The organism is Streptomyces sulfonofaciens (assembly GCF_014656295.1).
Classification (GTDB): domain Bacteria; phylum Actinomycetota; class Actinomycetes; order Streptomycetales; family Streptomycetaceae; genus Streptomyces; species Streptomyces sulfonofaciens.
In genome coordinates this window covers 1-12,878 of sequence record NZ_BNCD01000025.1, presented here as the reverse complement: position 1 = coordinate 12,878, position 12,878 = coordinate 1, and the positions used below count along the sequence as shown (strand labels likewise).

Here is a 12,878-nt window from a genome sequence, read left to right as displayed (position 1 = left end):
GGGCCCGGGCAACCGGGACGTTCAGCATCTTCCGAGGGATCTCCCATGGAGGCACTGTGAGCGACGCGACCCCGCAACCGGCGCTGCACCGCCGGTCCCTCCTCAAGTACACCGGTGCGCTGAGCGCGGCGACCGCCCTCACCACCTCCCTCTCCGCCTGCTCCGCCGGTCCGGAGTCCACCAACGACACCGGCGGCGGGGGCGGCTCCGACTCGCTGACCGCGGTCATCGGGTACGGCAACGACCAGAGCTGGGACCCCACCAGGACCGCGTCCGCGTTCACGATGGCGGCCAACCACCACATCTACGAGGGCCTGCTCGACACCGACCCGATCACCCGCGAGCCGTACGCGGCGCTCGCGACCGAGGTGCCCACCGACCTGAAGGCCACGACCTGGCGCTTCACCCTGCGCTCGGGAGCCAGGTGGCACGACGGCCGGCCGGTCACCGTGGACGACGTGCTGTTCACCTTCGACCGGATCCTGCGCCCCGGCACCGCCCTGCTGGCCACCGGGTTCATCGAGCCGTGGCTGAAGGAGGTGCGCAAGGTCGACGACAGGACGGTGGAGCTGGTGCTGAGGTTCCCGTTCCCGGAGGGCGCACCGCGGCTCACACTGGCGAAGATCATGCCGAAGCACGTGTTCGGCAGGCCGGGCGGCTGGGAGGCCGCGGACGGCGGCAAGGCCGTCGGCTCCGGCCCCTACCGGCAGACCGCGCACCACCCGAAGTCGAACACCACCTTCGCGGCGTTCGAGGACTACAACGGCCCGCGCAGGCCCCTCTTCAAGACGATGAACTGGCTGTCCATCGTGGACGCCGCGCCCCGGGTCGCCAAGATCTCCGGCGCGAACGCCGGCGCCCAGATCGCCGACAACATCCCGTACGCCAACATCCGGCAGTTGGAGAAGGGCGGCCTGACCGTCCGGGGCGGCGCGGGCATGAACCACCTGTTCCTGCTCTTCAACACCGCCCGCGAACCGTTCGGCGACGTCCGGGTGCGCCAGGCCCTGTTCTACGCGATCGACACGCAGAAGCTGATCCAGGCGGGCCTGCGGGGCCATGGCAAGGCCGCGTCCTCGTTCCTGGACACCGGCAACCCGTCCTACCGCGAGGCCGCGACCGTCTACCGCCACGACCCGGCCAGGGCCAGGAAGCTCCTCGATGAGGCCGGCGTCAAGGACCTGTCCGTGAACCTGCTGGCCGGGAACGTGAGCTGGATCGTGGACTGCCTGCCGACCATCAAGGCGTCCTGGGACGCGATCGGCGTCAGGACCACGCTCACCCCGCAGGAGACCTCGGCCGTCTTCAGCAAGCTCGACCAGAGGAAGGACTTCCAGGTCGTCGCCTCCGCCTCGAACCCGAACCAGTTCGGCATCGACGCGGACCTGATCATGCACTACAACTACGGGCCGCAGAACACCTGGATGGGGTACGCCCGCTGGCAGGACGACCCCACCGCCAGGCACCTGTTCACGCTCATGGACCGGGCCACACGCGAGCCCGACCCGGAGCGCAAGAAGCGGATGACGCAGGACTACATCGACATCGTCGCCGAGAACGCGGTGATATACCCCGTCGTCCACACCGAGCTGATCACCGCCTGGGACCCGCGGAGGATCACCGGTGTGCGGGCGCAGCCGTACCCCGGCGTCAACCTCCTCAAGGCCGAGCCCGCCAAGGGCTGACCCCGGCCGGGCCCCGGCCCGGGGCGGCGGCCCCCGCCACCCCGCCGCGGCCCGCCCGCCCTGCCTGCCCCTTTGTTCCTAGGAGCCACCCGTGCTCGCGATCGCCAGGATCCTGGCCCGCCGCATCGCCCTGCTCGTCCCGCTGCTGCTCGGCATCGTGCTGTTCGTCTTCGTCATCATGCGGTTCTCGGACAGCGACCCGGCGTCCGCCTACTTCCAGGGCGCCAACCCGACTCCGGAGCAGTTGCACCGGTTCCGCCTGGACAACGGCCTGCTCGATCCGCTGCCGCTGCGCTACGTGCACTTCGTGGGCGACCTGCTCCGCGGCGACATGGGCATCAGCGTGCTCAACCGCGCCCCGGTGACCCAGCAGGTCGCCACCGCCCTGCCGCTGACCCTGCAACTCACCCTGCTGGGCCTGGTCATCGCGGTGGTGCTGGCGCTGCTGCTCGGGGTCACCGCCGCCATCCACCGCGACCGGGCGGCCGACCAGATCATCCGGGTGGTCTCCCTGACCGGCGTCGCGGCGCCCGGCTTCTGGCTGGCGCTGCTGATGATCCAGTACCTGGCCGTGAACGCGGGATGGTTCCCCTCCGGCGGCTACATCAACCCGGCGGACTCGTTCACGGGCTGGCTGGAGACCATGACGCTGCCCGCCTTCTCGCTGTCGCTGCCCATCGCCGCCCAGCTCACCCGGATCGTGCGCACCGCCGTCGTGGAGGAGCTGGACAAGGACTATGTGCGCACCGCGATCGGCAGCGGCCTGCCGCCGGTCGTGGTGGTCGGCCGCAACGTGCTGCGCAACGCCCTGATCAATCCGCTGACCGTGCTGGGCCTGCGGGTCGGGTACCTGCTGGGCGGTGCCGTGGTCACCGAGACGATCTTCGCACTGCCCGGCATGGGCAAGCTGATGATCGACGCGGTGAAGAACGGCGACCCGGCGGTGGTGCAGGGCGTGGTGCTCACCACGGCCGTCGGGTTCGTGATCGTCAACCTGGTCATCGACATCCTCTATCTCCTGGTCAACCCGCGTCTGAGGAGTGCCGCCCGATGACCGAGCAGGTGACGGGGGCGCCGGCCTCCTCTTCCAGGACGTCCCGTGCGCCCCGTGCGCCCCGCCGGCCCAGGATGCGGGCGGTGCTGCGGCTCCTGGCGCTGCGCCGGCTGTCCGTGCCGTCCCGGATCTCCCTCGCGGCCGTCGTGCTGGTGGTGCTGATGGCACTCCTCGCGCCGGTACTCGCGCCGCACGACCCGCTGGACCAGGCGCCCCTGCTGGGCGGCGGCGGGCCGTCGGGGCGGCACTGGCTGGGGCAGGACAGCCTGGGCCGGGACATCCTCAGCAGGCTGATGTACGGGGCGCGCTGGTCGCTGGCGATCGGGCTCGGTTCGACGCTGCTCGCGCTGCTGGCCGGCGCCGTGCTGGGGGCGTTGGCGGCGACCTCGCGCAAGGCGGTCGACGAGACGCTGATGCGCCTGCTCGACATCGTCATGGCCTTCCCCGGCATCGCACTCGCCGCGGTCCTGGTCACCGTCTTCGGCGGCGGCATCCCGGTCCTGATCGGGGCGCTCGCCTTCCTCTTCACCCCGCCCATCGCACGCGTGGTGCGGGGCAACGTCCTCGCCCAGTACGAGGAGGACTACGTCGTCGCCGAGCGGGTGATCGGCGCCAGGACCCCGCACATCATCGTCCGTCACGTCGCCGTCAACTGCGCGGCGCCGGTGCTCGTCTACTGCACGGTGCAGGTCGCGGAGGCGATCGTCTTCGAGGCGTCGCTGTCCTTCATCGGCGCGGGCGTCCGGCCGCCGGACCCCTCCTGGGGCAGCGTCATCGCGGACGGCAAGAACATGGTGCTCACCGGGGGCTGGTGGGCCACCGTCTTCCCCGGTCTGCTGATGCTCGTCACCGTGCTGGCGCTGAACGTCCTGTCCGAAGGGGTCTCCGACGCCTGGGCGGCGCCCGCGGAGCGCCGCGGGGCGACGGACGGCACCGGCACAAAAGCAGACACAGACGCGGACGCGGACACCGTCGACGCGCTGGAGACGGCACGGCCCGGCACCGGGACGGTCACCGAACTGCCCGCCCTCACCGAGGCCGGGGTCCGGCTGCGGGAACGGGCCAGACCGCTGCCCGCGGGTGAGCCCGTGCTGCGGGTCAAGGGCCTCACCATCGGCTTCGCACAGCGCCACCGCGGTGTCGACATCGTGGACGGCATCAGCTTCGAGGTCCGTCCCGGTGAGGTGCTCGGCCTGGTCGGCGAGTCCGGCTGCGGCAAGTCGCTGACCGCGCTCACGGTGATGGGCCTCGCCCCCGCGGGCGCCAGGATCGGCGGCCGGATCGTCTTCGACGGCAAGGAGCTGACCGGGATGCGGATGAGCGCCCGGCGCCGGCTGCTCGGCCACGACATGGCGATGGTCTACCAGGACGCGCTGTCGTCGCTGAACCCGGCGATGACCGTGCGGGCACAACTGAAGCAGTTGGTCCGCAGGGGCGGCGGGCGCGGCGCCGGAGAACTGCTGCAGTTGGTGGGCCTCGACCCGGACCGCACGCTGCGCAGCTACCCGCACGAGCTGTCCGGCGGACAGCGGCAGCGGGTGCTGATCGCGATGGCGCTGTCCCGCAGCCCCAAGCTGATCGTCGCCGACGAGCCCACCACCGCGCTGGACGTCACCGTGCAGGCGCAGGTCATCGAGCTGCTGCTGCGGCTCCGTGCAGAGCTGGGCTTCGCACTGGTCCTGGTCTCGCACGACCTTGCGCTGGTCGCGGACGTGACGGACCGGATCGTGGTGATGTACGGCGGGCAGATCGTGGAGAGCGCGGTGACCGCTGCCCTGGTCGAGGCGCCGGCCCACCACTACACGCGCGGTCTGCTGGGCTCCGTGCTCTCGCTGGAGTCGGCGGCGGAGCGGATGACCCAGATCCGCGGCGTCGTGCCGTCCCCGGCGGACTTCCCCGCCGGCTGCCGGTTCGCCGACCGCTGCCCCCTGGCCGGCGAGGTCTGCCGCACCACCGCGCCCGACCTGCGCGCCGGCCCCGCCGACGGCACGGCCGCGCATGCCGTGGCCTGCCACCGTCCGGCGGTCGAGCTGCCGGTGCCCGTACCCCCCGCGGGCCGCACGGACGGCCTGCCCGACCGCGGAAGCGAGGCCCTGAAGTGACCGGCGGGAGTGACGGCGCGGCAGCGCGCGGGGGCGGCGGCACCCCACCGGCCGAGGGCGCGGGGGCACCCGACAGCGGCGGCGGGCCGGGCGGCGGGCCGCCCCCGGGCCGCGCGGACACCGACCTGGTCGCGCTCAGCGGCGCCGGCGTGGTGCACCGGGCGCGCACCGGCGGGCTCTTCCGGCGGGACAGCGTCCACGCACTCACCGGCGCCGATCTCGCCGTCGCATCCGGCGAGACGGTCGGGGTGGTGGGCGAGTCGGGCTGCGGCAAGTCGACGCTGGCCAAGGTGCTGGTGGGCGTCGAGCGGCCCACCTCGGGCACCGTCACCTTCCTCGGCCGTGATCTGTGGGCGATGGCTCCTGCGGAGCGCCGGAGCCTGGTCGGCGCCCGTACGGGCATGGTCTTCCAGGACCCCTCGACCGCGCTCAACCGCCGGCTGACGGTCCGCCGGATCCTGCGGGACCCGCTGGACGTGCACGGCAGGGGCGGCTCCGAGCAGCGCGAGCGGCGGGTGCGGGAGCTGATGGCACTGGTCGGGCTGCCGAAGGTGCTGGCCGAATCGCTGCCGGGGCAGTTGTCCGGCGGGCAGCGGCAGCGGGTCGCCATCGCGCGTGCGCTGGCCCTGGAGCCCTCCCTGGTGGTCGCCGACGAGCCGACCAGCGCCCTGGACGTGTCGGTGCGCGCGCAGATCCTCAACCTCCTGCTCGATCTGAAGGAGCGCCTCGGCCTCGCCCTGGTCTTCGTGTCGCACGACATCCGGACGGTGCGCCGGATGAGCGACCGGGTGATCACCATGTACCTGGGCCGGATCGTCGAGGAGGCACCGGCCGCAGAGGTCGCGGACCGGGCCCGGCACCCCTACACCCGGGCGCTGTTCTCGGCCACGCCCGGGCTGCTCGCCCCGATCGACCCGATCCCGCTGGCGGGCCCCGTGCCGTCGGCCACGCACCCGCCGAGCGGGTGTCCGTTCCGTACCCGCTGCTGGCGGGCAGACCACTCGTGCGCGGCCGCCATGCCGGACGTCGGCGACGCGGGGCGCGGCCACCGCTTCCGCTGCCACCATCCCGTGGGAGCGGACGAGTCGATCCACGACCTGGTCCTCCAGGCCACCGCACCAAAGGAGCGTTCATGACCTTTCCCACCCCGATGACCGGTGTCGTCCCGCCCGTCTGCACCCCCCTGACGCCGGACAACGAGGTGGACACCGCCTCCCTGACCAGGCTCGTCGACCACCTGGTGGCGGGCGGCGTGGACGCGCTCTTCGTGCTCGGCTCCTCGTCCGAGGCGGCCTACCTGCCGGACCGGTTCCGAAGGACGGTCGTGGACACGGTCGTGCGCCACGTCGCCGGCCAGCTTCCGGTGCTCGCGGGCACGATCGACATGTCGACCTGGCGGGTCCTCGACCACGCCGAGGCCGCCGTCGCCGCGGGCGCCGACGCACTCGTCGCCACCGCCCCGTTCTACACCCGCACCCACCCCGCGGAGATCGCCAGGCACTTCCGGGCGATCGCCGGGCGCACCGGCGTCCCCGTCTTCGCCTACGACCTCCCCGTCTCGGTGCACACCAAGCTCGATGCCGAACTGGTCCTGGAGCTGGCCGCGGAGGGAGTGCTCGCGGGCCTGAAGGACTCCAGCGGGGACGACGGCGGCCTGCGCCGGGTCGTCCTGGAGGCCAGGAATCGCGCCGACGTCACCGGGTTCAGTGTCCTCACCGGCTCCGAGGTGACGGCCGACTCGGCCCTCGCGATGGGCGCGGACGGAGTGGTGCCGGGGCTCGGGAACGTCGACCCTGAGGGGTACGTGCGGCTCTACCGGTACTCCAGGGACGGCGACCGGGAGCGGGCACGCGCCGAGCAGGAGCGGTTGTGCGCGCTGTTCGGGATGGTACGGGCGGGCGACCCGGCGCGGATGGGCGGCAGCTCGTCCGCGCTCGGGGCCTTCAAGGCGGCTCTCCACCTGCGCGGCGTCATCGCCTGCCCGGCCACCGCCTACCCGCAGATCCCGCTCAGCGCCGACGAGGTGGAACGGGTGGGCAAGTACCTGGCCGCGGCGGGCCTGTCGTAGGCCCCGCGCACGCCCCGCGCACGTGGGCGGCGCGGGGGCCGCGCCGGTCGCCACCGGCGCGGGAGTGCGCCCCGCCGGCCGCGGGTGCCGCCGGTCAGGACCGCGCCGCCGGGCCCCCGCCCGCCAGGGCGCCGATCGGCAGGCGCCGGAACTCGATCCGCTCGTAACTCCCCGCCTCCCCGGTCTCGTAGAGGAGGCCGACCGTCCGCGCGCCGACCTGGACGAGGTCGGAGTAGGCGGCGGGCAGCTCGGAGAGGGTGGTGGCGCGGGTGAAGGTGCCGCCGCCGTCCGTGCTGCTGAAGACCGCCATCGCGGCGCGGGCGGTCGGCACGGAGGGGCCGGAGAACAGCAGCGGCCCGCCGGCGCCTGCCGTCTGCAGCACGCTGCCCTGGACCACGGGCACGTCGTCCAGCGTGTGCTGTGCCGCGTAGGGCCGCTCCAGCGTCCGGCCGCCGTCCGCCGAGCAGGCGTCCAGGCGGTTGCCCGCGCTGGTGCCGTTCTGGTCGCGGGCGCTGAGGTAGAGGCGGCCGTCGGGCAGTTCGGCGGCACTCGACTCGTTGGCGTTGACCACGCCGTCGTAGGTGCCGTCGACGAAGCCGATCCGCCAGCTCCGGCCGCCGTCGTCGCTGTAGAGGGCGTGCGCGCCGTAGTACCGGGCCTCCTGGCCGGTGTCGGCGGAACCGGGCGGCGGAGCGGCCGAGTGGTTGGCGGGGACCACGAGGCGTCCCTCGTGCGGGCCCCTGGTGAGGGCGACGGCATGGCCGGGACCGGTGGCGTACCAGCGCCAGCCGGGGCGCTTGGCGTCGTCGGTGATCTCGCGCGGCGGCGAGAAGGTGCGGCCGTCGTCGCTGCTGGTCTGCACGAAAACCCGGCGGCTCTGCTCCGCCGTGGCCTCGCCGCGCATGATCTGCGCCTCGCTGACCGCGCCGCTGTTGTAGCAGGTCAGCAGGACGACATGGCCGGTGCGCGGGTCGACGACCGGGGCCGGGTTGCCGCGGGTGTCGCCGTCGCCCGCGGCCACGACGCCGAGCGGGCCCCAGGTGCGGCCGCCGTCGTCGGAGCGTCTGCTGACCACGTCGATGCTGCCGGAGTCCCCGGCGCCGCCCACCCGGCCCTCGGCGAACGCCAGCAGGGCGCCGTCCCGGGTGCGGACGGCGGCGGGGATGCGGTAGGTGTCGTAGCCGCCCTCGCCCGCGGTGAACGGCACCGAGGAGGTGCACGGGGCAGGGCCCTCCGCGGCGGCCGGGCCGGTGCGGGAGGAGGCGGAGGCGGTCCGCGCGGTGTCGGACGAGGCGGCTCCGGCGACGGCAGGACTGGCGATCAGGCGACTCTGGGCGGTCATCGCTCCCCTTGGTCAGCATACGGGCGGCGCCGTCCTGGAACATGGGACGTGGGACGTCCTTCCATGCAACCTAGTGCGACGGGAGACGCCCGGCAATACCCGGTGGCGGGCCACCGCGCCGCGACGGACGTGCGAGGCCCGCGACCCGGCACGCTCCCGGCCCTCGACCGGGTACGGGGCCGCCCCGCGACCCGGGGGCGGAACGGGCCGCGCCCGGGGAGGGGCAGCCCCGCGGCCGGGGGCGAGGCAGGCTCACGGCTCACGGCGGAACGGCTCCACGGCGGAACGGCTCCACGGCTCGCAGCAGGAGGACCCCACGGCTCACGACGGGAGGGCCCCGCAGCTCACGACGGACCCCACGGCCGGGGGCGGGAGGGCCCGCGTTCTCGGGCGGGCCCGGACGGCGGCGTCAGGAAAGGGTGGTCCGTGCGGCCGCCAGCAGCCGCGTGACGTCGTCCGACCCCATGGTGAGCGCGCTGCCGACCGTACCGAGGACCTCACGCTCGGCCGGCGAGTACGGACCGTCGGCGAGGGCGATGCGCGCGCCCTGGACGAGGATCGACTCACGGCCGGCGGGCGCCAGGTGCGGAGTCAGCGGGTCGAGCGCCTCGTGCAGCTCTATGGCGAGCCCGGTGAGACCGCCCCCGACCTGCTCGGGCAGCCGCCCGGTGTCCGCGGCGAGCGCCTCGATGAGCGTCGTGAGCTGTTCCTCGGTGCACTGCTCGAACCCGGCGCCACGCACCACGCCCACTGCCGCCTCCAGCGCGGGGCGCTCGCAGGTGCCGTCCGCCGCGAGCACGGCGAGCGCCACGGTGTGCACGGCGTCCCTGAGCATGGCGGAGAAGCGGTGCGTGGTGGGGTGGTCGAGGACGTCCGTGGAGAACCGGTCGTGGCAGGCGGCGCACTCGACCACCGGCCCCGTCGTACCGCGCGGCACCAGCGGGACGCCCAGCACGGCGAACCTGCGGCGGCCGGTGCGGCGCTGGTAGTTGCGGTCGCCGCCGCAGCCGGGGCAGAAGAACTCCCCGTCGCCGACGGTGGTCCAGACGGTCCGCGTCCCCAGGATGCCTGACATGCGGGCGGTACGAACACCGCGAGCGGTTCGTCCGTTACATCCCCATCCTGGCAGCACGTGGCACCCCTCCATAACTCCGCGACAACAGCTTCGTTGCGTGCGCTCCACTCCGCGCTCCTGCTCTTCCAGAGCAGTTCTCGGATACAGAACGGTCGCGTTGGCGTGATGTTAGCCACATAGCCGACGCGGCGTCAGTACCCCGCACGTGAGCTTGGCCGGGAGATGATGCGGCCCCGTGCACCCAGGGGGCGCACGGGGCCGGAGAAAGCGCCGGTCACTCCGGCTAACGAGCCGCCCGGTTGACCGCCGAGACCACGGCCTTCAGCGACGCACGTGTCGTATTCGCATCGATCCCGATACCCCACAGGACCTTGTCGCCGATGGCGCACTCGATGTACGAGGCGGCCTGCGCGGAGGCGCCCTCGCTCATCGTGTGCTCCTGGTAGTCCAGCAGCCGCACGTCCAGTCCGATGGAGCCCAGGGCGTCGAAGAACGCGGAGATCGGGCCGTTGCCGGAACCGGTGAGCACGACGGCCTCGCCGTCCACCTCTGCCTCCACCGTGAGCGTGTCCACGCCGTCCTCGGTGCCGGTGGTGGTCTGTCCGGACACCACCTGGATGCGGCCCCACGGGTTCTCCGGGTTGGGCAGGTACTCGTCGCGGAAGACGGACCAGATGTCCCCCGGCGTGATCTCGCCGCCCTCGGCGTCGGTCTTGGCCTGGATGATCTTCGAGAACTCGATCTGCATCCGGCGCGGCAGGTCGAGCTTGTGGTCGTTCTTCAGGACGTAGGCGATACCGCCCTTGCCGGACTGCGAGTTGACGCGGATCACGGCCTCGTAGGAGCGGCCGACGTCCTTGGGGTCGATGGGCAGGTACGGCACGGCCCAGGTGATCTCGTCGACGGTCCTGCCGGCCGCCTCGGCGCGCGCGTCCATCGACTCGAAGCCCTTCTTGACGGCGTCCTGGTGGGAGCCGGAGAAGGCGGTGTAGACGAGGTCGCCGGCGTAGGGGTGGCGCGGGTGGATCTCCATCTGGTTGCAGTACTGGGCGGTGCGGCGGATCTCGTCGATGTCCGAGAAGTCGATCTGCGGGTCCACGCCCTGGCTGAACAGGTTCATGCCCAGGGTGACCAGGTCGACGTTGCCGGTGCGCTCGCCCTGGCCGAACAGGCAGCCCTCGATCCGGTCGGCGCCCGCCATCAGCGCCAGTTCGGCGGCGGCGACGGCGGTGCCGCGGTCGTTGTGCGGGTGCACCGACAGGCAGACGTACTCGCGGCGCGAGAGGTTGCGCGACATCCACTCGAAGCGGTCGGCGTGCGTGGAGGGCGTGGAGCGCTCCACGGTGGCGGGCAGGTTGAGGATGATCTCGCGCCCCTCGCCCGGCTGCCAGACGTCCATGACGCCCTCGCAGACCTCCAGGGCGAAGTCCAGTTCGGTGTCGGTGAAGATCTCCGGCGAGTACTGGTAACCGAAGGTCGTCCGGTCGTCGAGCAGCTTGTCCGCGTACTCCATCACCAGCCGGGTGCCGTCCACCGCGATCTGCTTGACCTGGGCCTTCGAACCGCGGAAGACCACCTCGCGCCAGACCGGCGCGGTGGCGTTGTACAGGTGGACGGTGGCACGGCGTGCGCCCCGCAGGGACTCGACCGTGCGCTCGATGAGCTCCTCGCGCGCCTGGGTCAGCACGGAGATGGTGACGTCCTCGGGGATGGCGTCGGACTCGATGATGGAGCGTACGAAGTCGAAGTCGGTCTGGCCCGAGGACGGGAAGCCGACCTCGATCTCCTTGTAGCCCATGCGCACCAGCAGGTCGAACATCTCCCGCTTGCGGGCCGGCGACATCGGGTCGATCAGGGCCTGGTTGCCGTCCCGCAGGTCGGTGGAGAGCCAGCGGGGCGCCGTGGTGATGCGCTTGTCGGGCCAGGTCCGGTCGGCGATGTCGACCTGCTCGTACGGGAGGTACTTGTGGACCGGCATGGCGCTCGGACGCTGGAAGTGCGTGGCGTTGGTGACGGGCGTGGGCTGCGACATGAAGCGGTACTCCAGGGATCCGCGGAAGACGGCCGACGGTGCGCACCACCGAACTCCGCGGGGAGGGGGTCGGCCTTCGACTACAGGCCCTCGCCGCGGCAGCTAAGGAGAAGCAGCCCGAAACGCATGATGCAGGACACCTTAACCGAGACCCCCGGGATGCGCGGAGCCGTATCACTATGCGGGATCACAGGGAGCGGGCCAGGTCACGGACCGAAACCAATTTTCACTCTATTTCACCAATCGCCGTTGCCGGTAGTGACAGATTCATCACCCAGTGCCACCGTCGGTGTATGACCGTCCACGCGTACGCGGGCCACACGCCCGCCTTCTGCACCATTGTCCCGCCCCACGTCCTCGACGCCCTGGCCGCACACGACGACGACGCGCTCGCCAGGCCCGCCCGCCGCACCCTGGAGCGGGACGCCCTGGAGCGCACCCGCAGGCGTACCACCACGCTGGTCGGCGCGCCCGCGGCCGAGCGGCACCCGAGGGCCGCCGCCGCCAAGGTGCACCGCGTCATCCACGACGCCGAGCACGGCACCGAGCTGCCCGGCACCTCGGTGCGCGACGAGGGCGACAGCGCCTCCGACGACGCCACGGTCAACCGCGCCTACTCCGGCCTCGGCGCCACCTTCGAGCTCTACCAGAAGATCTACGCGCGCAACTCCATCGACGGCGAGGGCCTCTCCCTGGTCGCGAGCGTGCACTACGACCGCGAGTACAACAACGCCTTCTGGAACGGCGAGCAGATGGTGTTCGGCGACGGCGACGGCGAGATCTTTCTCGACTTCACCATCCCCGTCGACGTCATCGGCCACGAGCTGACCCACGGCGTCACCCAGTTCACCGCGAACCTCTCCTACTCCGGCCAGTCCGGAGCGCTCAACGAATCGCTGTCGGACGTCTTCGGCTCGCTGATCAAGCAGTACACGCTCGGCCAGACAGCGGCCGAGGCGGACTGGCTGATCGGCGCGGGCCTGCTGGCGCCCCGGGTCACCGGCGAGGCGCTGCGCTCCATGAAGGCCCCGGGCACCGCCTACGACGACGACGTGCTCGGCAAGGACCCGCAGCCCGCCACCATGGACGACTACGTGGACACCACCGACGACAACGGCGGCGTGCACATCAACTCCGGCATCCCGAACCACGCCTTCTACCTGCTCGCCACCGAGCTGGGCGGGCACGCCTGGGAGAAGGCCGGCCAGATCTGGTACGACACCCTGACCGGCGGCGACCTGCCCGCCAACGCGGACTTCGCGGCCTTCGCCCGGCTCACGACGGCCGCCGCCGCCAGCCGGTACGGCGGCCAGGACGCACCCGAGGCGCAGGCGGTGGTCAAGGCGTGGAACCGGGTCGGAGTGCCGCCGGCCTAGGAGGCACCCGCCGCGGGCATCCGACAGGACCCGCCCGGCAGGCCGCCGCAGGCCCCTTGCGGGCGCCGGGAGGGCCCCCGCGGACCCTTGTGGGCCCGCCGTGGTCGGGGGCGCGATTCCGCGGGCCGGCCGGCCCGCGGAATC

General features: G+C 72.5%; 9 protein-coding genes. 6 read left to right on the top strand and 3 right to left on the bottom strand.

From position 1 onward, the window contains the following. The first annotated feature begins 56 nt into the window (after positions 1 to 56). The 5 genes from IE313_RS29555 to IE313_RS29535 all read left to right on the top strand — a co-directional run bounded on the left by IE313_RS29555 (position 57) and on the right by IE313_RS29535 (position 6,909). Positions 57 to 1,685, top strand: a complete 1,629-nt coding sequence (locus IE313_RS29555) for an ABC transporter substrate-binding protein (protein ID WP_229925068.1) — start codon at positions 57 to 59, stop codon at positions 1,683 to 1,685. 91 nt (positions 1,686 to 1,776) lie between these two features. After that, positions 1,777 to 2,739 carry an ABC transporter permease gene (locus IE313_RS29550; RefSeq protein ID WP_189937622.1) on the top strand — a complete coding sequence of 321 codons (963 nt, stop codon included), beginning with the start codon at positions 1,777 to 1,779 and terminating at the stop codon, positions 2,737 to 2,739. 74 nt (positions 2,740 to 2,813) lie between these two features. Beyond that, positions 2,814 to 4,841 carry a dipeptide/oligopeptide/nickel ABC transporter permease/ATP-binding protein gene (locus tag IE313_RS29545; protein WP_189937752.1) on the top strand — a complete coding sequence of 676 codons (2,028 nt, stop codon included), beginning with the start codon at positions 2,814 to 2,816 and terminating at the stop codon, positions 4,839 to 4,841. 125 nt (positions 4,842 to 4,966) lie between these two features. Next, positions 4,967 to 5,977 carry an oligopeptide/dipeptide ABC transporter ATP-binding protein gene (locus IE313_RS29540; protein ID WP_189937751.1) on the top strand — a complete coding sequence of 337 codons (1,011 nt, stop codon included), beginning with the start codon at positions 4,967 to 4,969 and terminating at the stop codon, positions 5,975 to 5,977. Continuing rightward, positions 5,974 to 6,909 carry a dihydrodipicolinate synthase family protein gene (locus tag IE313_RS29535; RefSeq protein WP_189937620.1) on the top strand — a complete coding sequence of 312 codons (936 nt, stop codon included), beginning with the start codon at positions 5,974 to 5,976 and terminating at the stop codon, positions 6,907 to 6,909. The genes IE313_RS29540 and IE313_RS29535 overlap by 4 nt, the downstream gene beginning before the upstream one ends. Positions 6,910 to 7,003: 94 nt before the next feature. Here IE313_RS29535 and IE313_RS29530 read toward each other — a convergent pair whose 3' ends face one another. The 3 genes from IE313_RS29530 to leuA all read right to left on the bottom strand — a co-directional run bounded on the left by IE313_RS29530 (position 7,004) and on the right by leuA (position 11,358). Continuing rightward, the gene (locus IE313_RS29530; protein ID WP_189937618.1) at positions 7,004 to 8,251 is read right to left on the bottom strand and encodes a sialidase family protein; all 1,248 of its coding nucleotides are present in this window, start codon (positions 8,249 to 8,251) and stop codon (positions 7,004 to 7,006) included. 409 nt (positions 8,252 to 8,660) lie between these two features. After that, positions 8,661 to 9,383: a TerB family tellurite resistance protein gene (locus IE313_RS29525; RefSeq protein ID WP_373317087.1), complete on the bottom strand. Its 723-nt coding sequence runs from the start codon at positions 9,381 to 9,383 to the stop codon at positions 8,661 to 8,663. 226 nt (positions 9,384 to 9,609) lie between these two features. Next, a complete protein-coding gene (gene leuA / locus IE313_RS29520; protein WP_189937615.1) occupies positions 9,610 to 11,358 on the bottom strand; it encodes a 2-isopropylmalate synthase in 1,749 nt (582 codons plus the stop codon). Between the two features lie 293 nt (positions 11,359 to 11,651). On the opposite strand from leuA, the gene IE313_RS29515 reads away from it, so the two are divergent. After that, positions 11,652 to 12,734 (top strand): M4 family metallopeptidase, encoded by a 1,083-nt coding sequence (locus IE313_RS29515; protein ID WP_189937613.1) that lies wholly within the window; start codon positions 11,652 to 11,654, stop codon positions 12,732 to 12,734. Positions 12,735 to 12,878: the final 144 nt, after the last annotated feature.

Coding starts and splice junctions, on each gene's coding strand:
- leuA (WP_189937615.1), bottom strand. CDS start 11,358: ATGTCGCAGCCCACGCCCGTCACCAACGCCACGCACTTCCAGCGTCCG.
- IE313_RS29545 (WP_189937752.1), top strand. CDS start 2,814: ATGCGGGCGGTGCTGCGGCTCCTGGCGCTGCGCCGGCTGTCCGTGCCG.
- IE313_RS29535 (WP_189937620.1), top strand. CDS start 5,974: ATGACCTTTCCCACCCCGATGACCGGTGTCGTCCCGCCCGTCTGCACC.
- IE313_RS29530 (WP_189937618.1), bottom strand. CDS start 8,251: ATGACCGCCCAGAGTCGCCTGATCGCCAGTCCTGCCGTCGCCGGAGCC.
- IE313_RS29515 (WP_189937613.1), top strand. CDS start 11,652: ATGACCGTCCACGCGTACGCGGGCCACACGCCCGCCTTCTGCACCATT.